This is a genomic window from Anaerosacchariphilus polymeriproducens (assembly GCF_003363435.1).
GTDB classification, from domain to species: Bacteria; Bacillota; Clostridia; order Lachnospirales; family Lachnospiraceae; genus Anaerosacchariphilus; species Anaerosacchariphilus polymeriproducens.
Genome location: NZ_QRCT01000050.1, coordinates 313,863 through 336,694 on the forward strand (window position 1 = coordinate 313,863; position 22,832 = coordinate 336,694).

A 22,832-nucleotide genomic window follows, 5' to 3' on the forward strand; every position below is an offset into this window, starting at 1 on the left:
GTGGCAGTACGATTATGGAGCAGTTGGATATTACATAAGAGTTGATACACTGATACAAATAATAAATTCAAAATTAATATAGAATTTTAAGGAGTGAGTAAAAATGAGAGAAATAAAAATTAGGGCGCTGTACGAAGGAATTATATATAACGCAGTAAGAACAGATATAGAAAAGCTAGTAAAAAAAGAATTGGATTCAGCAAATGAATGTTAGAGAATATTTAAATCAAAGCTACTGGCTTGATAAAAGAATAAAGGCAAACCTTGAGGAGGTAGAAAACTTAAGGCAAATCGCCTATGGTATATCATCTCCAATATTTGATATTGATAGAGTTCAGACAACACGAAGTAATGAAGTACATTTTGTGAAATGCATAAATAAGATAATGGACTTAGAGCAAAAGATAAACGAAGAGATCACAATGCTCCTTGAATTAAAGGAACAGATAAGAGAAGTCATATCTGGTGTGGAAAGTATAGATGAACAGATGGTTTTAATGTATAGGTACAAGAAAAACTATACCTGGGAGATGATTGCAAGAGAACTACATGCTGGGAGAACAACGATTCATAGGTGGCATGATCATGCGATTGAAAGTATTGTTTTACCAGAAGATATGATTCAAATCTAAAAAAAGGACAAAATGGTACACTTTGGTACAAAATGGGATAGTGAGAACAAGCCTAAATTGTGCTATGATATAATCAGCAAAAAATATAAATACATCGAAGCCTTGAGGGATTTCCTTCAGGGCTTTTGTTGTGCAATGAGAATCCTAGGTAAAAATTGCTTTATATTCTTTGCAATACTTTAATAATATATAGGAGGAAATTGTAATGGATCAAATGGTTTTGGAAACTCAAAAATGGCTGAATTTAACTTATGGAAGGGACCCAAGATTTGAGAAAGTGACAGAAAGTGGACATACTGGATGGAATACAATTAACGGTTTAATTATCGCATTGCAGATAGAATTGGGAATTCAGCAGACAGCAGCAAGTTTTGGAAATGGAACAAAAGCAAAATTTAATGAAAAGTATCCCAATGGAATTAAGCAACAAAATAATAGCGATAAATCAACAAGTAATGTATATTCAATTATCCAAGGATCACTTTGGTGTAAGGGTTATTCTACAGGAAACCATATAACACAAAATTTTTACAGTGAAACAGGTAGAGCTATTAAAGAGTTAAAGTCTGATATGGGAATTGGGGGAGATTCCACAGTTACATTAGATGTAATGAAAGCTTTGCTATCTATGCAACAGTTTGTTTTGTTAAAGGCATATGGTGGAACAGAAGTAGTGCGCAATATTCAAAAAACAATCAATCAGAACTATAAAAATTATACAGGTATTATACCTTGTGATGGTTTATATGGAAGAGAAATGAATAAAGCATTGATCCAAATATTGCAGTCATTAGAAGGATATTCGCCAAATGAAGCAACAGGGAATTTTGGTAATGGTACAAGAAGTAAATTAAAGAAAGTTACAAGTGGAAATGCAAATTCGTATGGAACATGGGTATGGCTTGCGAAAGCGGTGCTAAACTGCATTAAATACTCATGTGTGCAGAGTAATACTTGGGATGATGGATTTGAAACTCAGCTGTCTAAATTTCAAAATGAATATAAGATACCAGTTACAAAGGAGCTTGATACTAATACATGGATGGCTTTATTGACAAGTAAAGGTAATCCTGATAGAGATGCGAAAGCTTGCGATACAAGATTTGAAATTACTATATCTTTATTAAATAAATTGAAGGCAGATGGTTTTGAAATTGTAGGCAGATACTTAACCGGTGGTTCCTTTAAAGAAATTAGAGATGGGGAATTGGAACGCATTGTAACCGGTGGATTGAAATATTTTCCTATTTTCCAAGAAAACGGAAGAGAATTAAGCGAGTTCACATATTCTAAGGGATTAGAACATGGTAAGAAAGCTTGTAAAGCGGCATTAGGAAAAGGAGTTCCGTCAACAATAATTTATTTTGCTGTGGATATGGATATCTATGACTACCAGATTGATAGCAATATTATTCCATATTTTAAAGGTATTAATGAAGCAATTGATTCCAGATATTCTGTTGGAATCTATGCATCTAGAAATGTATGCACAAGGGTATCTAATGTTGGTTATGCAGTTTCCAGTTTTGTTTCTGATATGTCAACAGGTTTTAGCGGAAATTTAGGTTTCCCGATTCCTACAAATTGGAACTATGATCAATTTCATGAAATTTCTGGATATGGTGGTAATTGGGATTTAGACAAGGTTGCATATAGTGGTAGAATTTCAGCTTGTAGTACAGTTACAGAAAAAAGTGAATACCAAGATGAGGAGACTCTTTTTTTAAATTGGGTAAAGAAAACAGAAAAAGAATGTTTGAAAAATTTTGAAGGCATTTTAAATCCATATATAGGATATAAGTATGTTGTTGGAAGAGCAATACTTGAATATTTGAGAAAACCTGAATACTGGAGTGAAAACTACAACGGATTATGGACTAAATATACGCCAGAAGTCGGTCTAATCAGTGACGAAACTACAGCTAGAGCACTGTGTCAAACTACTTGTGATAAGCAATCTAATATAAAAGGTCAAATTAATAATTTGGACATTGCTCATATGTCTGCTACAGCTTTGGGTTATATTCATTGGGGAATTTCAGACGATAAGGGCGGTTATAGTTTAGGTGATTTAGGTGGCTGGCCATTAGACTTGTTACAAATCTGGGGAGCTTACTCAAAAGAAGGTAACAATGAGGATTTAGAAAAATGGCTTAGAAAATATCTGGGAAATGCTACAGATGGTAAAGGTTTTGGGTATGATGATATATTAGCAGATGCAGATGCATATTTGTTGGTAGCGCATATGCAAAATAAAAATTCTGAGAACAGTTTCTCGGAAACGATTACTGAACTTTATCAAATCAGCAAAAATAATAGAATTAAAATGTTTTATAAGGAAAGATTTAATCTATCAAAAGAAAATGTCAAGAATGCATTTAAAAAATTAGCAGATGGGATAGATATTTGGGTATTCGAAAATTTTGATTATGGGAAAAAGAAGTTATTAAGTGCTTCAGGTGCAGATAACTTGCCAACGAAAAGTGAGGCTGAAACACTTGCGCTGGTTTATGCATCATTTTTAGAAAATCCAATTTGCTAGTACAAGAAGGTGGCTGAGTTAAATAACTTAGCCACCTTTAATTAAAGGCTTATTGAAGCTATCAAGGTTGCTAAAAATGAAATCAACAAAATGATTATGGTAATAACGATCATAAGTGACTTAAATATAAATAGCATTATGTATTTTATTGAAACTTTACCCTTTTTTAATGATGGTAGTTGCATTTTATGATACATGCATTTTAAAATACATACAAAAATTAAAAAAATATAAGCTAGAAAATTGATGACAATTACCCTATTAAAAAATATATCAACAGAGTTCGTTTTAGTTGGAAAGTCAAATATTATTTTATCTAATATAGAAGGTGTTGAAGTTATTATTCCTAAAAGAGATGGTATCAACAATAGTAATCCAATAATCCAAAGAATATTGGCAAGTATATTATATATATTTTTCATTTAATCACCTTATATAATGAACTCATAGGGAAATTCACTACATATTTTCCTTTCTGATTTTTTTTCTATATAATCTAATGTAGACGCTGTGGATTAGTACAATCACCTACAGCAGCTTCCCTATAAGCTGACTGTTTCCTTTTGAGGTTCTAACCACAGCTATATGTTCATTTGTTAATTAGTTAGATAACGCACGACGTTTTATATATAGCAAGGATACATTCAACATAGAGTTTGCGGAACCACAGCGTAAATATTATACAAAGGAGTGATTCTTTATATTATTTGTTGGCATCGATGTAGACAAATCTAAACATGATTGCTGTATTATTGATTCAGACGGTGTTATCTATACTGACTCTCTTAGAATTCCCAATTCAAAAGATGGTTTCGATATACTTTACAACACCATTGTCTCAGCACTTAGTGAAGCTGATTTCTCTAACGTAAAAATAGGACTTGAATCAACAGGTCAATACAGCACAAACACTACAAACTTTCTGTATTCGAAAGGATTTAATATTATTGTTCTTAATCCTTTAGTAACCAATGCTTTTCGTAAGGCTGGAACCCTTAGAAAAACAAAAACAGATAAGTGCGATGTCAAAGTCATTGCAACTATGCTCTTTTCTGATGAATCAAAATCCTATTCACCTTCATCATATCAAATACAAGAGCTAAAGTCACTAACAATACATCGTTATAGGATGAACATAATACTAAATTTGTTCCTCAAATGTAATTGTCTCCATATCCATTTTTATGAAGACAACGATAGTTGCCTTATTTGTTGTACGCTTTTTTATCTGACAGAATACTATTAAAATATAGTCAATTATTACTTGACTTCATATAGTTAGTCCCATAAAAAATTATATATTCATTATATCATAAAATTTAAAAAATAAGGAGGTGGAAAAATGGACGCAATAAGAATAGATATAGAAAAGTTAGTTAAAAAGAGTTGGAATCAGTAAATGATATTTGTATTTAAGCACATTAAACCACGAATGATATTTAAAATACTAAGGAGAAAAACTGATTTGAGAAAATATGAAAATGTAAACATAAACAAATTAATACCATATGCGAGAAACGCAAGAACGCATAATGCAGAACAGATAAAAAAACTGCAGGCAAGTATTAGAGAGTTTGGTTTTCTTAATCCTATATTGATTGATGAAAAATTTAATATCATAGCTGGCCATGCACGAATAGAGGCCGCAAAAGAAGAGGGACGAAAGGAAGTCCCTTGTTTATTTGTAGAAGACCTAACGGAAGCACAAAAGAAAGCTTACCTATTAGCGGATAACCGGTTGGCATTAGATGCCGGATGGGATATGGAACTGTTAAAGTTAGAAATTGAAGAATTAAAAGAGTTAAACTTTGATTTAAATCTTACTGGTTTTCAGATGGAAGAATTGGATGACTTTATTTTTGGCGAAGAGGAGGAAGTAAAAGAAGATGATTATGAAATCGAACTCCCGGAAAAACCTAAATCTAAAGAGGGAGATCTTTATCAATTAGGAAGGCACAGGTTGCTATGCGGTGACAGTACCAATCAAGAAGTAATCAAGAGACTGTTAGGGGATAATCAGGCGGATTTATTTATAACAGATCCACCTTACAACGTAGCTTATGAGGGAAAGACAAAGGATGCAATGAAGATACTAAATGATTGTATGGAGAGTGATTCCTTCCGCAAGTTTTTAGTGGATTCTTTTTGGGCAGCAGATAAAGTGATGAGACCGGGAGCAGCTTTTTATATATGGCATGCAGATTCCGAAGGTTATAACTTTAGAGGTGCATGTTTAGAAATGGATTGGAAGGTGCGACAATGCCTGATCTGGAATAAAAACGCTATGGTATTAGGCAGACAAGACTATCAATGGAAGCATGAGCCTTGTTTGTACGGGTGGAAACCGGGCGCACCTCATGTATGGGAGAATGATCGTTCGCAGACGACTATATTAAATTTTGATAGACCGAACCGAAATGTAGAGCATCCAACCATGAAGCCTATCCTTTTGTTCGATTATCAGATAAAAAATAATACAAAGCCGGGAGAGATCGTACTGGATTCGTTTGCCGGCAGCGGCACCACAATAATGGCATGTGAACAAAATGGAAGGAATGCCTATTGTTGTGAATTGGATCCTAAATATGTGGATGTCATAATTAACAGGTGGGAATCTTTTTCCGGAGAAAAAGCGCAAAAAGTAGTGGTGGTGTAGATGGCAGGACAAAGACAGCCGGTTGAGTTATTACAAGCAAAAGGGAAAAAACACCTTACTAAGGCTGAAATTGAGAAACGAAAACAAAAAGAATTAAAGATTGAATCAAAGGAAATTGTTGTTCCGGATTATTTACCGGAAAGTTTAAAACAGGAATTTCATGAAACAGCCAAACGCTTGTCTGAGATTGAACTATTTACGGATTTAGATGTGGATGGACTTGCTCGTTATTTATTATCCAAGCAGGTCTATTTAACGTATACGCAAAAACTTGCGAGAGCATCAAAAGGTGAAGATATTAGTTTGATCGCAAAACTATCCACAATTCAAGACAAAGCATATAAACAATGCAGGAGTGCGGCAAATGATTTGGGATTATCGATTACGTCAAGGTGTAAATTGACGATACCGAGGAAAGAAGAAACTTGATGTAGAACCATAAAATAAAGGATAACGAAATGACAACACAAGAGATTATTGAATTAATCAAGATCGATAAGCTGTATCAATTTTATAAGAGTAAAGAGTGGATGAGTTTAAAGAATGAAGTGTTAAAGGAGCATCACAATGAATGTGTTTGGTGCAAGCAGCAGGGGATCATTAAGAAAGCAGTGACCGTACATCATGTTCAGTTCGTAAAGAAACATCCATATCTTGCGCTCAGTCGATACTATACATACAAAGGCAAGACCTATGAAAATTTGCTTCCTTTATGTCATGACTGTCATGATAAAGCACATGGAAGATTTCAATATAAAAAGAAAGAGCAATGGAATGAGGAGAAGTGGTAATGAATCTTTCTGACAAAGTAGTGTTCACAGGGCATGCGTATCGGATCGCGAAGATATTCCGGTATGACCTATTATTTAAAGATAAAGTATTTACCATAAAAGAGATCAAGAGAGATTGCTGCAATCAATATTTGATATTTAAAGAGATAGAAGGTGCTTATAGTGAAAAATTATTTCATCATGTAAATAGTACCCCCGTCCCCCCATAACCCCTATTTTGATTGGGGAACCAAGCAACGGGGAGGGGGCTTGCATCCAAAGAAAAATGAATTTCTGAAAAATCCTTGAAAAAAGGAGGGGAAATATGGCAAGACCGACCAAAGAAATGGAATTACGAAAAGAGACGGAAGCTACAATTTTAAAGGCTTTAAAGCTAAACCATACAGATGAAAAATATCTAAGAGACCAGGTAGACGAATACATGAAGTTTTATGACAATTTAGCCCGGATAAATGCCAAATTAGAAAAGGATTTAGAGATTGAATTATTGAAAGAAAAGAGGCAGATCACAAAAGAAATGAGAAGTATTTTGCTTTTTCTTGGATTAAAACCAGAAGAGCAGGGAGCTGGTACCATTGAAGCATTATAGTAAGTATATTGATCCTTATATGCAGAGGATTCTTGAACATGAAGTGGAGCATTGTAAAGAACAAGAGCAGATGATTCTTAACAATGTCATTCCGGCTATAGAACGGGATGATGTTTATATCGATGAACAGAAAATTGAAGAGGGTCTTTCCTTACAAAAGTACTTTCCATATCAGTTGATTGAATGGGAAGTTTTTTTATTTGCTTTAATTGTTGGAGTCAAGTTTCAAGATACCGATGATATTTATTTTAATGATATTCGAATCTTGGTAGGGCGTGGAAGTGGTAAGAATGGATTTGTTTCTTTCTTATGCTTCTATTTTTTATCCCCCTATTATGGAATTCGAAATTATGATATCGATCTGCTGGCCAATTCAGAAGAGCAGGCAAAGCGAAGCTTTACAGATGTCTACAATGTGATCACAGATAATCAAAACAAGGAATATATAAAAGTTTTGAAATCTCATTATTATGCGACCAAAGTCGAGATTGTAGGAAAAGTCACAAAGTCGACCTTGAAATTTAATACCTCCTCCAAAAGGGGAAAAGATTCCAAAAGAAGCGGCTGCATTATCCTAGATGAGAAACATGAATATGTAGATGATACCAATATGAATACGTTAGCATCTGGTCTTGGAAAGGTAATACATGGAAGAATCATAACGATTACAACAGATGGTCATGTAAGGGGTGGTGTCCTTGATGTAGAGAAAGAACAAAATAAAGAGATTCTTAGTAAATATAATCCGGACAATCAAACTTTGGTCTTTTGGTGCAGGATTGAAAAGCAGGAAGAATGGGACGATATTGAAAAATTAGTAAAAGCCATTCCAAGTTTAAACGATTTTCCCAGTCTTAAGAGAATGATAAAAAAAGAAATTACGGATATGCCATTTAAACAAAATTATTATCCTGAGTTCATGGCAAAGCGGTGCAACTTTCCGATCGGGAACAAAGACTTAGAGGTTGCCTTATGGGAAGATATTTTAAAGACGAATAAAGAAGTAATTGATTTAAGAGGGTTTGATTGTGTAGGAGGAATTGATTATGCCAAGACCAATGATTTTGTAGGATGCGTATTAGTGTTTAAAGTAGAAGGAAAATATTATGCGATTCAACAAACCTTTGTGTGTAAAAAATCAAGAGATCTACCAGGAATCAAAGCACCTTTACATGACTGGGAAAAGAAAGGTGATCTGATATTTGTGGATGATGTGGACATTAATCCGGTCTTGATTGCGGAATGGTTTTATGAAATGGGTTCTAAATATAATATCAAGAAAATTGCAATTGATAACTTCCGGTATACCTTATTAAATTCCGCATTAAAGGAAATTGGCTTTGATGCTTTTGAAAGAAAAAATGTAATAAGAATCAGGCCGAGCGATCTGATGAAAGTGCAGCCGGTCATTAATTCTGCTTTTATCAACCATAACATCATATGGGGCGATCTTCCTATCATGAGATGGTATACCAATAATACAAAGCTCGTTCAAAATGGAGTGAATTATGAGTATGGAAAGATAGAAGCAAATTATCGGAAAACAGATGGATTTATGGCATTCGCTGCCGCGATGACACTTGCTGACAATGAGATAAAGCCAAAACCAAAAGTGTCGAACATACCGACCCTGGTATTCTAAGGAGGTGGAAAGATTGGGATTTATGACGTTTTTAGAGAAGTGGTTCCCGATGAAGGAAATCCATGGATCTTGTTCTATTATTGTAGATATACCGGCTGAATTATATTATAAAGAGCTTGCACTCTATACTGGTATTTCTCTTTTAGCGAACGCGATAGCAAAATGCGAGATTAAGACCTATGTGGATCATGCACCGGTAAAGGATAGAGATTATTATTGCTTAAATGTTTCTCCAAATCCAAATGAGAGCAGCAGTCAATTCTGGCATAAGGTAATTGAAAAAGTAATTAGAGGAGGTGAGGCACTTGTTATAGAAACAAATGGAAATTTATATTGCGCAGATTCTTATTGTGTGAAAGAAGAAAGACCGATCATCGGAAATAGTTATCAAAATATTTCGGTGGGGAATTTTACATTTACCAAGACATGGGGTGCCAATGATGTTTATTTGTTCCGGTTAGATAACACGGAAATAGGTGGTTTGTTAAATGGGATGTCAAACGAATACAATAAATTGATATCCGCTGCAGCGAAATCTTATAAACAAAGCAATGGCAGTAAATTCAAGTTACATATCGAAGGTGCAAAAGCCGGTGATAAAGAGTTCAATAAGGAGTTTGAAGAAACGATAAAAAAGCAATTAGCCACCTTTATGGAAAATGAGTATTCGATTTATCCGGAATTTGAAGGCTATGAGCTTACCTCTTTTAAAGAGTCAAATCCAAAAAATGCAGATGATCTCATTAAATTAAGAAAAGATATGTTCGAAATTGTAGGACAAGCCCTTAAGATTCCGCAGACTCTTATGAGCGGAAATATTACGAACATGAATGAGATAACAAAAGTATTTTTGACCTTTGCGGTGGATCCGTTAGCGGATATGATAGCGGAGGTTTTGAATAAGCGTGCTGGTTTTGAAAACTGGGTGAAAGGAAGTTTTTATAAAATGGATACCGGTAAGATCAATCATAGGGATATTTTCGAAATAGCGCAGAGCATCGATAAGTTGATTGCCTGCGGTTCTATGTGCATTGACGAATTAAGAGAGGAATTAGGTTATGAGGCATTGAACACACCTTTTAGCAGGCAGCATTTTATGACGAAGAACTATGAAAAGATCGAGCAGTTATTAAAACAAATGGTGGAAGGAGGTGAGATGGGGAATGAATAAGTATTATTCTATGGCAGTTGATGAAGGGACTAAGGCAGCAAGTATTCAAATTTACGGTGATATTACTTCTTTTCCTTGGTCGGAAAGTGATGTTTCAAGCTTTAACTTATCCAAAGAAATTGAAGGGTTAGACGTGAATACCATTGAGGTCTATATCAATTCTTATGGGGGAGAGGTTTCTGAGGGATTAGCAATCTATAATTCGCTCAAAAGACATAAAGCAAAAATCAAAACGGTTTGTGATGGATTTGCGTGTTCCATTGCATCGGTCATATTTATGGCAGGTGATGAAAGGGTCATGTCAAATGCATCCTTGCTTATGATTCATAATGCTTGGACTTACACAGCAGGAAATGCGAACGATTTAAGGAAAGCAGCAGAGGATCTGGAGGTGATTACGCAGGCATCCATTCATGCTTATATGGAATCGGTAACGATCAGTGAGGAAGAGTTAAAAAATCTTCTTGATCATGAAAGCTGGTTGTCAGCAAACGATGCACTGGAAAAAGGATTTGTAACGTCTGTGGTCGGTGAGACCAAAAGTGATAAAGTCAGTCAAAGCGCAAAAAGGAGTGTACTGAATTTTGTTAAGGCAGCATTGGAAAAAGAGGATGCTGCAACGGATGATGAGCCGGAGGAACCAAAAAAGCCGGAAGAAGAACCAGGTGACAAGCAGGAAGAAGAGGATGATAAAGAAAAAGAGGAAGACGACAAAGTGACGGAGAGTAAGCAAAGGCTTAACTCTTTTTTTCATGCAATTTTGAAATAATAGGAGGAAACAATATGTTATCAATTACAAAAAGACAGCAACAGGATTCTGTAGCAGCGTTACAAAAAGCATTAAGCGGTGGAACCGAGGATGAAATTAAGCAAGCATGGGAGCAGTTCCATGAATCAATCGTTGCTTCTGTGAGACAGGATTATGAAGAGGCCAGTGGAAATCATACCATTTTGGCACAAAGAGGATACCGCCAGTTAACGAAAGAAGAACATGGATATTATGAAAAGTTGATTCAAGCCGGAAAAGAGGCAAATCCACAACAGGCAATGACAAATCTTTTAAGCAATGAGATCATGCCAAGTACCATTATAGAAGATGTCTATAAAGATTTAATCGAAGAGCATCCATTACTATCAAAGATTAATTTCCAAAATGTAAAATATCTTACCCGATGGATTTTGAATGACCACTCAAAACAGAGTGCGGTATGGGGAGAATTAAACAGTACCATTACACAAGAAATTACATCCGGTTTTAAGACCATTGAAATCAATCAATGTAAGTTGACCGCCTTTACGGTGATCGAAAAAGATATGCTTGATCTAGGACCGACATTTCTTGACGGATATATCAGGACGTTCTTAAAGGAAGCATTGCTTTGTGGATTAGAAAAGGCAATTGTAGATGGTACCGGAAAATCCTGCCCGATCGGATTGAGCAGGGATATCCATGAAGGAGTATCTGTTACAGATGGTGTATACCCAAGAAAAGCTCCTGTCGCAGTCACTTCTTTTGAACCAAAGGAATATGGTGCTCTATTAGCTGGGTTAGTAAAAACAGAAAAAGGGAAGATCCGTAAATTTGAAAAGGTATTAATGATCTGTAATCAAGTGGATTACTTAACCAAGATCATGCCGGCGACCACCGTATTAAATGGAGCAGGTGCGTATGTGAATAATCTTTTTCCGTTTCCAACAGAAGTGGTCATTTCAAATGAGTTAGCGACCGGTGAAGCCATTGTTTGCTTACCGGAAGAGTATTTTATGGGTATTGGTGGAAGTAAGGAAGGCGTGATCGAATACTCAGATGATTTCAAATTCCTTGAAGATAAGAGAGTATTCAAAATTAAAATGTATGGCAAGGGGAAAGCGTATGATAATACAGCTGCACTCTTATTAAATATTGCAAAACTAGATCCTGCTTATATCACAGTCAAAAACTATGAAACACCGGTCGTATAAGCATGGTGAATACTAGTTATTATTGAGAAAGGAGAAGGGAATGGATGAGGTGAAAATGAAACAGTTAGTTGAGCTGGTAAAAGCGAAACTAAAAATCACTTGGAATGAGGATGAAACGAATTCCAGAATAAGGGATATTGTAGAAGCAGCAATTCCTACGCTGAATCACAAGCTGGGGGTTGCTGCTTTTGATTATACGAAATGCAGTCAAGAACGAAATCTGTTTTTTAATTACTGCATGTATGAGTGGTGGGATCGTATTGATGAATTTGACAGGAATTATTCCGGAGAAATGATGCAGATAAGGATCAAGAACGAGGTGGCTCAATATGCAAAACCAGAATAGTTATAAAGACGGAATTGCTCACATTTATAAAGAAGTAATGATGAAAACAGATTTTAGAGCGAAGACCAATGTAAAGAAAAAAGCTGACATGGAGTTGATTGTTAAGCTTGCGTTTGATGAAAAATCAAAGAGGCAGTCAGATGTTATTTTTGCAGAACAGATGTCCAGTACATTATCCTTAAAAATCGTGACCCCGTTTGTAAATGGTATCTCAAACAGTAACAAAGTAATTATTTCCGATTATTTGTATGATATTTTCTATATCGACCATGACAAGGCTAGGAATGAACTTTATTTTTATTTGGAGGGGGTGCAGCCGATTGCTGAATGAAATAACAAAAAAGTTAGAGGAAATAGGCGAACATGTATTTTATGGACTTGCCATGGAAGAGGAGTTAAAAGCGTTAGACCATATTTGGAATTATACGGTTGTGGCAAGAGATAGTCTTAGTAAGGGAGGCACTTCAAGATGTGACTATCATCGATATTACAAAGTCGTGCTTGTAAGAGAGAACTATATCCCTGAAGATTATGAAAAAGAGATCATCAATAAATTGTTGGAAATTAAGGGGCTGAGACTTGCAGATAAGGAGTTTTCTTATCACTATGGTGTGAAAAATAACACGAATACAATCGTAGAGTCCATCGAGATTACGTTCTGTAAATCAGAAAAAGGAAGTGTTTAAAATGATTCGGACTACATTTGAATTGAACGATCAGGATGTGGAATTGTTAAAAAAGCAGATTATTGAATATGGAGATGGGGCAGAACGAGTGATCAACGATTATCTTCATAATGAAGCGGCTGTAAAAATGATGCGTTCCATCGAATCAAGACTTCCACAATCGAACAGAAGCTGGAAAACAAGAAAAACAGCTCCGGCAAGTAGTACACAGCCATTTATCAAAGAAACTTACAATTTATCCGTTGTAGTCCGGACAAAAACGGATTACAACTATCTTTATTTTCCGGATGATGGTTCGAACACGAAAAGACATCGAGGAAACCAACAGTTCATGCAGCGTGGAGTGGACGCAGTTGCAAATGAATTAAGAGATGAAATGATAACAAGATTAGTAAGAAAGGCCGAGGAGGTAATTTAATGATATTTTCAGATTTTGAATTAGTAACGATGGGAATGAAATTCCTAGGTGAAACTGCATATGAATCCACGGATTGTGTTGGATCATGTGAAGAGAGTCTTAATTCCAAAACAGTATCAAAAAAGTGTCGGGGGATTGAGGTGAAAACAAGAACAAAAGGAACCGGAACAGGAGAACTTAAAATCAGTGCGCACTATCCGTATGATGTCAGAACCACTTCTCTTGGTATGGCATTGGCAGATTTAAAAGCCGGTGTCATGGCTTACGGACAAAATTCTGTGCACAAAGTATTTTCTACGGTCATGTTGGTAGAAGATGAAGATGGGAATCAGAAATTAAAGGCATATCCCAATTGTGTTGTAAAAGAAGCACCTTCCATTAAGATAGAAAATGGTTCGGAAGAAGTTTCAGAAGTTGAAATGACAATCAGCTTTATGCCGGATGAACATGGGAATGGAATGTATGAAGCAATTGTATCTCAATTAACGGATGAAACGGTGAAAACAACTTGGATGACAGCCTTTACTCCTGAATTAGTAAGAGTACAAAGCGTATAGGTGATGATATGAAAGTAAAAGTAATCAATCGGTTTATTGATAAGGAAACAAGAAAACTACATAAAGAAAATGAATTGATGGAGTTAACAAAGAAAAGAGTTACCGAAATTCAAAAGGCAGGGAATTTTGTTGAGGAAGTAAAAGAGATAGAAAAAATAAATGAAAAAGAATAGTGGGTGCCAAGGCATCCATTTTTTTGGAGGTAAGAAATGCAGAAATTTAAAAATACAGTGATTGAATTTGAATTAACGGACGAAAGCAAGGTTACGTTATCACTTGCATTTATTCTTTTATTAAAGCTGAAGAATGAAAATAAAGGAATGTATGAGAAGTTCAATAAGATCATAATGAATGGACCCAAAGATCTCTTTGATAATATTACCATTCTTTATACAGCATATTTATGTGCCAATCTTGAACATGCAGATAAGTGTTTGACAGAAATGCAATTCATTGAGTCGATACCGGATAACATGAATTACATCAATGAGATGGTTCAAGAGCTGGTGGCACCTAAAAAAAAGTAGGATTTCGTCAACCCTTTCAAAAATGGACGCATCCTGTGAAAAGTAAGGTGAAGATCCCTAAATTTGTATTGGAAGATGTCGAGGATTATTACACGTATTATGTTCTTATTTTAGGGATCAGTGAAGATATTTTCTGGAACGCAGATTATTCTTTTGTCCTCTCAGTGGTAGAAAACAAAACAGCTTTTGATAGTTGGGTCAATTATATGCAGGAAAGAGAAAGGAGGTAGGAGATGGCAAGGAAGAATCAAGCAGAAATAGAATTCAAGGCGGTCACCAGTGAATTTTCCAGTGGTATCAAGGAAATGAATGGAGATTTAAAGACTCTGCAGAATGAATTGAAGTTGAATTCGGTCAAACTGAAGGAAAACGGAAGAAATACAGATCTATTAAAACAAAGGCAATCACTGCTGGCAAAGGAGCTTGAAAAAAGTAAAGAGAAAGTATCTTTAACGAATGCAAAATTGGAAGAAGCCAAGAAAATATTCGGAGAAGACAGCCGGGAAGTCAAAAACCTTACAAGTGATTTGTTACGTGCCCAGACACAGGAACAGGCAATTAAAAATGATATAGCAGCTACGAATAAAAAAATAAGCGAGCAATCGTTTCATTTAGGTACTGCAGGAGAAAAGCTTTCCACGTATGGCCAGAAGATAGAATCTACTGGGAAAAAAATGCTTGGTGTAACCGCTGCTACCGTTGGTGTTGGAGTTGCAGCGGTTACCTCCTTTCATGAAGTGGAGGATGGAGTACATAATGTAATAAAAGCCACAGGAGCGGCAGGGGAAAGTGCCAGGCAATTAGAACAATCTTATGAAACAGTTGCTTCCAAGGTGGTCGGAGATTTTGGCGATATCGGAAGTACATTAGGAGAAGTCAATACACGTTTTGGATTTACCGGTCAGGTTCTTGAAGCGTGTACGGAGAAATTTGTTAAGTTTGCCGAAGTGAACAATACAGATGCTACAAGTGCGGTACAGTTGGTTTCTAGAGCGATGGGGGATGCGAATATAGACGCAAAGGAATACAGTACGGTATTAGATGCGTTGACAAAGGCTGCGCAAGCCTCTGGAATCAGCATTGAAACATTGGCCGGGAACATCACGAAATATGGAGCACCAATGAGAGCTTTGGGCTATGATACCAGTGAAAGCATTGCAATCTTTTCTTCTTGGGAAAAAGCAGGTGTTAATACGGAAATTGCTTTTAGTGGTATGAAAAAAGCGATTTCAAACTTTAGTGCCGAGGGGAAAGATGCAAAGGTAGAATTTAAGAAGACGCTGGAAGAGATCAAAGCATGTCCGGATATTGCAAGTGCAACGTCAAAAGCAATTGAAGTATTTGGCCAAAAAGCGGGTCCTGATCTGGCAGATGCGATAAAGGGCGGACGATTTGAATTTAATGAAATGTTAAACCTAATAAAAGGGGCAGATGGAAGTGTAGAGGGTACTTTTGATGGTCTGGTAGATGGTGGATATGAGGCAGAACTTGCCATGCAAAATGCCAAGTTAGTTTTATCAGATGTAGGAGATACCCTATTAACTTCTGCTACGCCAGCGATTGAAGAGGCGACAGAGAAAGTAAAAGGTTTTGGAAATTGGTGGAATTCCCTTGGGGAAAAAACACAGGGGACGGTCTTGAAAATGGCATTGGTCGTTGCGGCAATCGGACCAGTCCTAATCATAATCGGTAAAGTTTCACAGGGAGTCGGCGCCTTAATGAGCCTAATGAGTTTTTTTAATGGCATACTTACAACGAACGCAGCAGCTACGACAGGGGTTGCTGCTGCTCAAACAGCAGAGGCAGCGGCAACAAGTGGTGCAACAATAGCGCAGACAGGATTAAATGCGGCGTTTCTTGCCTGCCCGATCACATGGATCGTATTGGCGATTGGGGGATTGGTAGCCGCCTTTGTTGTCTTATGGAATCAATCAGAAGCATTCCGGGCATTTTGGCAGGGAATGTTTGAGAACATAAAGCAGGTGTTAATGGCAGCATGGGCTCAGATCAAGCCTGCTCTTTCAGAAGTAGGACAAGCCTTTTTTGATCTATACCAAGCTTTAAAACCGATTTTAACAATTTTTGGAGTCACACTGGGAGCCGTTTTGATGTTAGCGGCCAGTGTAATTATGGGATTTGTAAAGGGTGCGGTCGATTCCATGGCACCACTTATAAAAGCTTTTGGAAATGTCATTCGTTTTGTTACCAATGTAGGGAAAGCAGTAGTCTGCTTGTTTACCGGAGATTTTAAAGGTGCAGTTACCTATGCCAAAGCGGCTTTAGGAGATGCGAAGAACTTTTTTACCAATATATTTACGGCCATCAAAAATCAAGTAAGTGGATTCACAAGTGGATTTAAGCAGGCTTTTAGCAGTGCATTAGGAACGGTCGATCAAATGACTGGTAAAAAACTAAGTGCTGTTTTTCATAGTTTTCAAGAAAAGTTTGAATCCATAAAAAATGTTGTAAAGGGTGCGATCGAAAAGATAAAGGGATTTTTTAAATTTGACTTAAGCCTGCCTAAAATAAAATTGCCTCATTTTTCCATTTCATTTAATACAGCAGGTACGTTAGGAAAGGCGGCAGAATTTCTTGGATTACCGGGAGTCCCAAAAATAAATGTAGATTGGTATGCAAAAGGTGGAATTTTAACGAGACCTACCATTTTCGGATATGGCAATGGCTCTTTTTTAGGTGGTGGTGAAGCAGGGCATGAGGCTGTACTGCCAATAAGCAATCTGGAACGATATGTGTCAAATGCAGTGGAACGAACCATGGAAAAGACCGGGGATACCACGATAGACTATGACAGAATGGAACGAAGCTTTGTGAATGCTGCGTCTAAAATTAATTTTAGTGTTGCGATTGGAAAGCGGGAATTTGGAAGAATTTTGAATGATTATTGAGGTGATCGAAAGTGAATGTATATTATCTGAACTCAAAAAATAAAAAGATAGATTTTCTGTCATGGCCTTATATGTTACAGACTGCAGACTTATTTGATTATGCATGGAATTATGAAAGCAGTGTTAATAAACGTATGGGTGGTAAAATCATAGGTTTTAAACGAGGTATCATGGAACGCACCATAAAACTTTCTATATTTGCGGAAACCAAGGAGGAATATCACGCTTCCATTAATGAATTGCACGATGTCTTTGAATATGATGTCTTAAAGAAACAACAAGGCACACTGTATGTTGGAGAATATTTTATTTGTTGTTATATCATTGAATCCAATAAGGAGGAATGGGAAGAATCCTTTGATTCTATGGAACTTACGTTAAAGCTTATTCTAGAAGATCCATTCTGGTGTAAAGAGAATCCTTTTTCATTTATTGGAACTGTCAGTATTTTATTTTCAGAATATGTAATGAATGGGCATACAGATGCGTTATTTCATTCCAGAGGAGAAGATGGCAAGGTCACATTTTCTGTGGTAACTGCAAATGGCTCTAAGAATCATACGATTTCTTCTTTGCCGCTTTGCCATATCAATGATTATTATGATTATATTAGCAAAAGAGAAGGGGTATGGGGAGTTACAAAAAATATAGAAATCGAACTCTTTCGCCCTTCTGATTTTTTAAAAATTGGAGAAGGCAACTATATCACGTATTGTAAGGAACTAGGGAAAGAAAGCAATGGAATTTTATCTTGTAATCAATTAGTTGCCGGAATGAATGAAATTTCTAGCGAAGAATTAAATGACATCGCAACACGCAATGGATATGAGATTGTATGTGAAAATGCGCAGGATTCCATTGCGATTGTTGAAATTTATGGAACAGAAGGCGGTATTACCAGTTTTCATTTGATGAGCATCAGAGGAACAGATAAGAATGCTGTAACGAATACGTATGAATATTTATCACAATATACTTATGAGAATCTAAGCCATTATTCCTTTGCGGATCTGGAAGCCGGAATTGATAGATGCAGTATATTGATTGAGTTTACAGGTGCATTATATCTTGATGATAAAATATTTCTAGATATCGATGGGATATGGAAGTTAAAACAAAGCAATGTGATCGCGGAACTTTCCAATGATTTACAAGGGAAGTTAAGTAATTTTAGGACGTTTAAAGGTACGACCATGATCTATACGGATTCGGAACAGCTACCTATTATCAATGCAACTTTTAAATCAGAAGCATACTATAACAATGTGCGAGACGATGGAAGTTGTCTGTTGTTTCCAAGTCAAGAGTTCGTGCATATTGATGGCACGAAACTGTACGTCAGAATGTTAAAGAATGCTTCCTATGAGAATCTTAAGATTCTATATGTCTTGAAGGAGAGTTATTTTACCCCATTATCGACTGCAGACCAACAAACAATGGAATCCATAGAGAAAATAAGCAATATAAAAAATATTATCTATGGGGATTTTGGAAACGAAGAACCAAATAGTCTTGGTATGTATCCACATGGGTATCCAAGAGGCTATGCAGCAAATGAGGTAGATGAGATCATAAATAATGAAACCTTAGCTGCATCAAATTTTAAAATGATTCTATATGGTCCGTGTAGTGATCCTACCATTTTGATAGCCGGGCATACCTATAAAGTATTTGCGACGTTAGAACGCGGGGAATATATTATCATTGATTCCAGAAATAAGACGGTCTATCAATATTTTGAAGATTCCACTTCTTTGAGTTTGTTCAATCAAAGATATAAAGAAGAATCTTTATTCGATAAAATACCAGCTGGAAATCTTACGATAAGCTGGAACAGAGAATTTGGTTTTGACCTGATTTTGTTTGATGAGAGGAGTGAACCAAAATGGAGATGATCTATACTGATCCAAAGAGAAAAGAACAAGGATTTTTACATGATTTTTATATTGATATGGAGATAGGAGGAGCGGAGGACTTTGAACTAACCATGGATTGCGTAAAAGATTTTGAAAAAGGCGGCATCATTGGCTGTTATGGTTCGGAATATGGCGGTATTGCAAAGAAGATCATGTCGGAGACTTTTAAAGATTCGGTCACCTATCATGGACCGACATTTCGAGGCATACTTAGTAAAAAGATTATTGAGCCGCCTTTGGGATCGGATTATAAAATTGTTAGTGGTAATGTTTCTTCTATTATAAATGTATTTCTATCATCCTTTTCTATGGATGATTTTTTTATTTGTGAAACGAACAGTTTAACGGTAACCAATTATCAATTTGACCGTCACTGTACTTTGCTGTCAGGTCTGGATCGTATGTTAAAACAGTATGGACGTAGGATGTCTATTCGCTATGAAAAAGATGGAAAAGCACATATTTATATGGAACGCATAAAGAATTATTCCAATGAAGTAGAATTTTCGAGTGATTACAATATCAATCTTTCGGTATCAAGAGACAATGCTAGAGTCAATCATTTAATTTGTCTTGGAAAAGGAGAATTAAAAGATAGAACCGTGATTCATCTATATTTAGATGGTTCAGGAAAGGTATCTACTACGAAGCACTATTTTGGCTTGGATGAAATAGCGGATGTGTATGATTATTCTTCTGCTGAGAATGAGAGTGCTCTAATTTCAGAAGGAATCAAAAAGCTGCAATCCTATGAGTATGAAAAGGCTGAGGTAGAGATAGAAGGCGTAGACATTGGACTGTATGATACTGTATCGGCCAGAGATTATAGGACAGGAATTAAAATCGAGACAGAAATAACTAGGAAAATACTTAAAATTTATGAAGACTACGAGTCCATTGAATATAAGGCAGGTGAATGAAAAATGAAACTAATAACAGGTGAAGCAGGATATGCACAAATCAAGTCAGTGGATGATATGTATATCAATCAAGGAATTGTTGGCACCAACGACTATGTGCTCAGTGTTTTAGATAAGCTGGAAACAGAATTGTTAAGTGATAATGTAGTAAGAATTAAAAGCGGTGTCATATCGCATGGCGGAAGGTATAGTATTATTGCCAGTTATGAAGATGTAAAAATTCAAAATGGGACGCAGGGCGTAAATAGAACGGATCTGATCGTCTTAAGGTATTCAAAAGATCCAACGACAGGAATCGAAGGAACTACGCTTGTACCAATTAAGGGAAGTAATAGCACGCCGGCAGTTGCGCTTCATGGAGATTTTGTATTATTTAAAGTAGTACTGCAGGGCGTGAACATTGTAAGTATTCGTTCACAATTTCAATTAGTGAAGGGGCTCATTGCACTGGAAGAGTATATGAATGCGTTAAATACTGCATTGAGTGGCAAGGTCACCAATCTTACGACTACGGTCATCAATAATTATAATGAATTGAATAAAAGAATGGTTACGTTATCAGCACTAGCTGCTAAGCATGAGAAAGAATTGGCAGAATTAAAGTATACGGTATCGAATCATTATAATGAGCAGAATTATAAAATCACAAGACTTTCACGGACCGTAACGGATAACTACAATGCTTTTTTAGATAAGACTAATTTTCTTATGAAAAAAATAGCGGAAATAGAAGGTAAAATTTGAAAGGAAGGTGAGTAAATGAAATACACGTCAAATTATAACTTGTTAAAACCGGAGCCGGCGGAGCAATTTTCAATTGACAGCAACAATTCGAATATGGATAGCTTAGATGCGGAATTGTTCAAAAAAATAAATAAAGAAAATATGTTAATGACGAAAAGTGAAGTGCTGGCAACTACGGGACAAGGTTATTTTGTAGATGCAAGCGTGATCAATGAACTGTATACAGATATCATTTCGAAGATCACACCGGTTGATTTTACCTCACAGATTATATTTCATGCAGCAAGACGTTCCACAATAATGGAAGCTAACTTTTATCCGGGATTAAAATTAGTTGTGATTAACTTTAATCTTGTGCTGACAACGGCAATCGAAAATGGTGTCGCAACGGATATTTTTACAGTTCCTGCAGCTTATAAGCCTAAGACGATTTCCTATCCTCCGCTTGCATCCAATCAAGGAGGGGTAGAAGTGCAAGGGCTGATTTCAAATACGGGTGGTGTCTTTCGCGCATACGTAGCAGGGGGTTCAACGGCGATTGTGCGTGGAACTTTAGTATATGGAACGGATCCGTAAGGAATACCAGGCATTCATAAATAAGGAAAGCAACCAGAAGACTTAGAGACCTTCAAGGTCTTATTTTTATGCAAAAAGGAGCGTGAGACATGATCAAAGTAAAATTTTTAGACTTGCAGGAGTTTATTGATGTTGAATTTGAAAAGGTGAATGAACATATTGTGCAGCTGAATGGAACCATTCCAAAGAATACAAGTGGATTTCATACTTATAGAGAAAATAAAGAACTTCTAGGTGATTATCAAAAATTTACGACGATATATCAAATTTTAGATGGAGGGGTACAGTTTTCCAATGATGGAAGTACAGCTCCGAAAGCGCAGGATGCGACGCCATATACTCCAACACTGGAGGAAGTAAAAGCAAATAAAATAGAGGAGTTAAGTGCTATTTGCGAACAGAAAATTATAAATGAATTCCTTTCCTGTGCTTTTGATGGAGTCACGCAACTTCCTTATGATTGTAAAATCACAGATCAATCAAGAATCAATGGCCTTGTTTCTTTAGCACAGTTAAGATTAAGTAATTTAGTTACAGAAGAAATCAAGTGGAAAAATGCTAACCAGGACATTTGTGAAGTATGGACACCGGAACAGATGCTTGCGTTAGGTCTGGATTTAAAACGACATATGGAAGTAAAAACAGCAAGGTATGACAATTTGAAAGTTTATATGAACAGTCTTACAACGATTGATGAAGTAAAAGCAGTTACATGGGATACGACCATAAAATAGAAATCCACATGTTCATTTATAAAGGGTTATATCAGGAAGGAGGGAGTTAAATTGAATGAAGGTGTTGTCGTAGCACTTATCACTTTGTGTGGGAGTGGTTTTGGTTCACTCTGTGGAATTATCGTATCTAGCAGGCTCACATCATATAGAATTGAGCAATTAGAGAAGAAAGTGGATAAGCATAATACAGTCATTGAACGAACATTTGTATTAGAAGAGCAGATGAAAGTAGCAAATCATAGAATTTCAGATTTAGAAAGAGAGGAAAAATAAAATGAAAATTACAAAAGGAACCATTATCAGAACACTTATGTTAGTAGTAGTAATCCTTAATATGGCTTTAAAACAGGCAGGAAAAGATGTATTAAACGTATCGGAAAGTGAAATCGGTGAATTAATCGAAAATCTTATTAGTCTTGCAATCGTGCTTGTAGGGTTCTGGAAAAATAACAGCTTTTCAGAAAAAGCCAAACAAGCAGATGCATTTTTAAAAGACTTGAAAGAAAGCGAGGAATAA

General features: G+C 36.1%; 28 protein-coding genes. All 28 read left to right on the forward strand.

Features of this window, described 5'->3' with window-relative positions; genetic code table 11:
• The first annotated feature begins 203 nt into the window (after positions 1 to 203).
• The 28 genes from DWV06_RS16845 (at position 204) to DWV06_RS16980 (ending at position 22,832) form a co-directional block, all read left to right on the forward strand.
• Positions 204 to 632, forward strand: coding sequence for a DUF1492 domain-containing protein (locus DWV06_RS16845; protein ID WP_115483375.1), 429 nt, complete (start codon positions 204 to 206; stop codon positions 630 to 632).
• Positions 633 to 837: 205 nt separating this feature from the next.
• Positions 838 to 3,174 (forward strand): glycoside hydrolase domain-containing protein, encoded by a 2,337-nt coding sequence (locus tag DWV06_RS16850; RefSeq protein ID WP_115483376.1) that lies wholly within the window; start codon positions 838 to 840, stop codon positions 3,172 to 3,174.
• A 715-nt stretch (positions 3,175 to 3,889) separates the two neighbouring features.
• A complete protein-coding gene (locus DWV06_RS19135) occupies positions 3,890 to 4,420 on the forward strand; it encodes an IS110 family transposase (RefSeq protein ID WP_268877882.1) in 531 nt (176 codons plus the stop codon).
• Between the two features lie 219 nt (positions 4,421 to 4,639).
• Positions 4,640 to 5,830, forward strand: coding sequence for a site-specific DNA-methyltransferase (locus tag DWV06_RS16865; RefSeq protein WP_205027777.1), 1,191 nt, complete (start codon positions 4,640 to 4,642; stop codon positions 5,828 to 5,830).
• Positions 5,831 to 6,259, forward strand: coding sequence for a phage terminase small subunit P27 family (locus tag DWV06_RS16870; RefSeq protein WP_115483378.1), 429 nt, complete (start codon positions 5,831 to 5,833; stop codon positions 6,257 to 6,259). It begins immediately after the preceding gene.
• Between the two features lie 29 nt (positions 6,260 to 6,288).
• Entirely contained in the window at positions 6,289 to 6,621 is a 333-nt protein-coding gene (locus tag DWV06_RS16875; protein WP_115483379.1) for an HNH endonuclease, read from the forward strand.
• Positions 6,621 to 6,830 (forward strand): hypothetical protein, encoded by a 210-nt coding sequence (locus DWV06_RS16880; RefSeq protein WP_115483380.1) that lies wholly within the window; start codon positions 6,621 to 6,623, stop codon positions 6,828 to 6,830. The genes DWV06_RS16875 and DWV06_RS16880 overlap by 1 nt, the downstream gene beginning before the upstream one ends.
• 95 nt (positions 6,831 to 6,925) lie before the next feature.
• Positions 6,926 to 7,210 carry a hypothetical protein gene (locus DWV06_RS16885; protein ID WP_115483381.1) on the forward strand — a complete coding sequence of 95 codons (285 nt, stop codon included), beginning with the start codon at positions 6,926 to 6,928 and terminating at the stop codon, positions 7,208 to 7,210.
• Entirely contained in the window at positions 7,197 to 8,852 is a 1,656-nt protein-coding gene (locus DWV06_RS16890) for a terminase large subunit domain-containing protein (RefSeq protein ID WP_115483382.1), read from the forward strand. Before DWV06_RS16885 ends, DWV06_RS16890 begins: the two co-directional genes overlap by 14 nt.
• Before the next feature lie 22 nt (positions 8,853 to 8,874).
• A complete protein-coding gene (locus DWV06_RS16895) occupies positions 8,875 to 10,023 on the forward strand; it encodes a phage portal protein (RefSeq protein ID WP_235828998.1) in 1,149 nt (382 codons plus the stop codon).
• The gene (locus tag DWV06_RS16900) at positions 10,016 to 10,792 is read left to right on the forward strand and encodes a head maturation protease, ClpP-related (RefSeq protein WP_115483384.1); all 777 of its coding nucleotides are present in this window, start codon (positions 10,016 to 10,018) and stop codon (positions 10,790 to 10,792) included. Before DWV06_RS16895 ends, DWV06_RS16900 begins: the two co-directional genes overlap by 8 nt.
• 14 nt (positions 10,793 to 10,806) lie before the next feature.
• On the forward strand, positions 10,807 to 11,985 hold the full coding sequence (locus DWV06_RS16905; protein WP_115483385.1) for a phage major capsid protein: 1,179 nt from the start codon (positions 10,807 to 10,809) through the stop codon (positions 11,983 to 11,985).
• 40 nt (positions 11,986 to 12,025) lie between these two features.
• Positions 12,026 to 12,331, forward strand: a complete 306-nt coding sequence (locus DWV06_RS16910; RefSeq protein ID WP_115483386.1) for a hypothetical protein — start codon at positions 12,026 to 12,028, stop codon at positions 12,329 to 12,331.
• Positions 12,315 to 12,662 carry a phage head closure protein gene (locus DWV06_RS16915; RefSeq protein WP_115483387.1) on the forward strand — a complete coding sequence of 116 codons (348 nt, stop codon included), beginning with the start codon at positions 12,315 to 12,317 and terminating at the stop codon, positions 12,660 to 12,662. Before DWV06_RS16910 ends, DWV06_RS16915 begins: the two co-directional genes overlap by 17 nt.
• Positions 12,652 to 13,017, forward strand: coding sequence for a hypothetical protein (locus DWV06_RS16920; protein WP_115483388.1), 366 nt, complete (start codon positions 12,652 to 12,654; stop codon positions 13,015 to 13,017). The genes DWV06_RS16915 and DWV06_RS16920 overlap by 11 nt, the downstream gene beginning before the upstream one ends.
• A 1-nt stretch (position 13,018) precedes the next feature.
• A complete protein-coding gene (locus tag DWV06_RS16925; RefSeq protein ID WP_115483389.1) occupies positions 13,019 to 13,435 on the forward strand; it encodes a hypothetical protein in 417 nt (138 codons plus the stop codon).
• Positions 13,435 to 13,992, forward strand: coding sequence for a hypothetical protein (locus DWV06_RS16930; RefSeq protein WP_115483390.1), 558 nt, complete (start codon positions 13,435 to 13,437; stop codon positions 13,990 to 13,992). The genes DWV06_RS16925 and DWV06_RS16930 overlap by 1 nt, the downstream gene beginning before the upstream one ends.
• Before the next feature lie 8 nt (positions 13,993 to 14,000).
• On the forward strand, positions 14,001 to 14,165 hold the full coding sequence (locus DWV06_RS18475) for a hypothetical protein (RefSeq protein ID WP_155522647.1): 165 nt from the start codon (positions 14,001 to 14,003) through the stop codon (positions 14,163 to 14,165).
• A 36-nt stretch (positions 14,166 to 14,201) separates the two neighbouring features.
• Positions 14,202 to 14,519 carry a hypothetical protein gene (locus DWV06_RS16935; RefSeq protein WP_115483391.1) on the forward strand — a complete coding sequence of 106 codons (318 nt, stop codon included), beginning with the start codon at positions 14,202 to 14,204 and terminating at the stop codon, positions 14,517 to 14,519.
• 35 nt (positions 14,520 to 14,554) lie between these two features.
• Entirely contained in the window at positions 14,555 to 14,749 is a 195-nt protein-coding gene (locus tag DWV06_RS16940; RefSeq protein ID WP_115483392.1) for a hypothetical protein, read from the forward strand.
• 3 nt (positions 14,750 to 14,752) lie between these two features.
• On the forward strand, positions 14,753 to 17,425 hold the full coding sequence (locus tag DWV06_RS16945) for a phage tail tape measure protein (protein ID WP_115483393.1): 2,673 nt from the start codon (positions 14,753 to 14,755) through the stop codon (positions 17,423 to 17,425).
• A gap of 11 nt (positions 17,426 to 17,436) precedes the next feature.
• Positions 17,437 to 19,320 (forward strand): hypothetical protein, encoded by a 1,884-nt coding sequence (locus DWV06_RS16950; protein WP_115483394.1) that lies wholly within the window; start codon positions 17,437 to 17,439, stop codon positions 19,318 to 19,320.
• Positions 19,311 to 20,261, forward strand: a complete 951-nt coding sequence (locus tag DWV06_RS16955; RefSeq protein WP_115483395.1) for a Gp37-like protein — start codon at positions 19,311 to 19,313, stop codon at positions 20,259 to 20,261. The genes DWV06_RS16950 and DWV06_RS16955 overlap by 10 nt, the downstream gene beginning before the upstream one ends.
• Before the next feature lie 3 nt (positions 20,262 to 20,264).
• The gene (locus tag DWV06_RS16960) at positions 20,265 to 21,005 is read left to right on the forward strand and encodes a hypothetical protein (RefSeq protein WP_115483396.1); all 741 of its coding nucleotides are present in this window, start codon (positions 20,265 to 20,267) and stop codon (positions 21,003 to 21,005) included.
• Positions 21,006 to 21,020: 15 nt separating this feature from the next.
• Positions 21,021 to 21,581 carry a hypothetical protein gene (locus DWV06_RS16965; RefSeq protein WP_115483397.1) on the forward strand — a complete coding sequence of 187 codons (561 nt, stop codon included), beginning with the start codon at positions 21,021 to 21,023 and terminating at the stop codon, positions 21,579 to 21,581.
• Positions 21,582 to 21,670: 89 nt separating this feature from the next.
• Positions 21,671 to 22,315, forward strand: a complete 645-nt coding sequence (locus tag DWV06_RS16970; RefSeq protein ID WP_115483398.1) for a DUF4376 domain-containing protein — start codon at positions 21,671 to 21,673, stop codon at positions 22,313 to 22,315.
• A 51-nt stretch (positions 22,316 to 22,366) separates the two neighbouring features.
• Entirely contained in the window at positions 22,367 to 22,588 is a 222-nt protein-coding gene (locus DWV06_RS16975; RefSeq protein WP_115483399.1) for a hypothetical protein, read from the forward strand.
• Between the two features lies 1 nt (position 22,589).
• Entirely contained in the window at positions 22,590 to 22,832 is a 243-nt protein-coding gene (locus DWV06_RS16980) for a phage holin (RefSeq protein ID WP_115483400.1), read from the forward strand.

Coding starts and splice junctions, on each gene's coding strand:
- DWV06_RS16895 (WP_235828998.1), top strand. CDS start 8,875: ATGACGTTTTTAGAGAAGTGGTTCCCGATGAAGGAAATCCATGGATCT.
- DWV06_RS18475 (WP_155522647.1), top strand. CDS start 14,001: ATGAAAGTAAAAGTAATCAATCGGTTTATTGATAAGGAAACAAGAAAA.
- DWV06_RS16875 (WP_115483379.1), top strand. CDS start 6,289: ATGACAACACAAGAGATTATTGAATTAATCAAGATCGATAAGCTGTAT.
- DWV06_RS16970 (WP_115483398.1), top strand. CDS start 21,671: ATGATCAAAGTAAAATTTTTAGACTTGCAGGAGTTTATTGATGTTGAA.
- DWV06_RS16930 (WP_115483390.1), top strand. CDS start 13,435: ATGATATTTTCAGATTTTGAATTAGTAACGATGGGAATGAAATTCCTA.
- DWV06_RS16960 (WP_115483396.1), top strand. CDS start 20,265: ATGAAACTAATAACAGGTGAAGCAGGATATGCACAAATCAAGTCAGTG.
- DWV06_RS16915 (WP_115483387.1), top strand. CDS start 12,315: ATGCAAAACCAGAATAGTTATAAAGACGGAATTGCTCACATTTATAAA.
- DWV06_RS16870 (WP_115483378.1), top strand. CDS start 5,831: ATGGCAGGACAAAGACAGCCGGTTGAGTTATTACAAGCAAAAGGGAAA.
- DWV06_RS16845 (WP_115483375.1), top strand. CDS start 204: ATGAATGTTAGAGAATATTTAAATCAAAGCTACTGGCTTGATAAAAGA.
- DWV06_RS16900 (WP_115483384.1), top strand. CDS start 10,016: ATGAATAAGTATTATTCTATGGCAGTTGATGAAGGGACTAAGGCAGCA.
- DWV06_RS16980 (WP_115483400.1), top strand. CDS start 22,590: ATGAAAATTACAAAAGGAACCATTATCAGAACACTTATGTTAGTAGTA.
- DWV06_RS16880 (WP_115483380.1), top strand. CDS start 6,621: ATGAATCTTTCTGACAAAGTAGTGTTCACAGGGCATGCGTATCGGATC.
- DWV06_RS16885 (WP_115483381.1), top strand. CDS start 6,926: ATGGCAAGACCGACCAAAGAAATGGAATTACGAAAAGAGACGGAAGCT.
- DWV06_RS16955 (WP_115483395.1), top strand. CDS start 19,311: ATGGAGATGATCTATACTGATCCAAAGAGAAAAGAACAAGGATTTTTA.
- DWV06_RS16965 (WP_115483397.1), top strand. CDS start 21,021: ATGAAATACACGTCAAATTATAACTTGTTAAAACCGGAGCCGGCGGAG.
- DWV06_RS16850 (WP_115483376.1), top strand. CDS start 838: ATGGATCAAATGGTTTTGGAAACTCAAAAATGGCTGAATTTAACTTAT.
- DWV06_RS16925 (WP_115483389.1), top strand. CDS start 13,019: ATGATTCGGACTACATTTGAATTGAACGATCAGGATGTGGAATTGTTA.
- DWV06_RS16905 (WP_115483385.1), top strand. CDS start 10,807: ATGTTATCAATTACAAAAAGACAGCAACAGGATTCTGTAGCAGCGTTA.
- DWV06_RS16945 (WP_115483393.1), top strand. CDS start 14,753: ATGGCAAGGAAGAATCAAGCAGAAATAGAATTCAAGGCGGTCACCAGT.
- DWV06_RS16935 (WP_115483391.1), top strand. CDS start 14,202: ATGCAGAAATTTAAAAATACAGTGATTGAATTTGAATTAACGGACGAA.
- DWV06_RS16910 (WP_115483386.1), top strand. CDS start 12,026: ATGGATGAGGTGAAAATGAAACAGTTAGTTGAGCTGGTAAAAGCGAAA.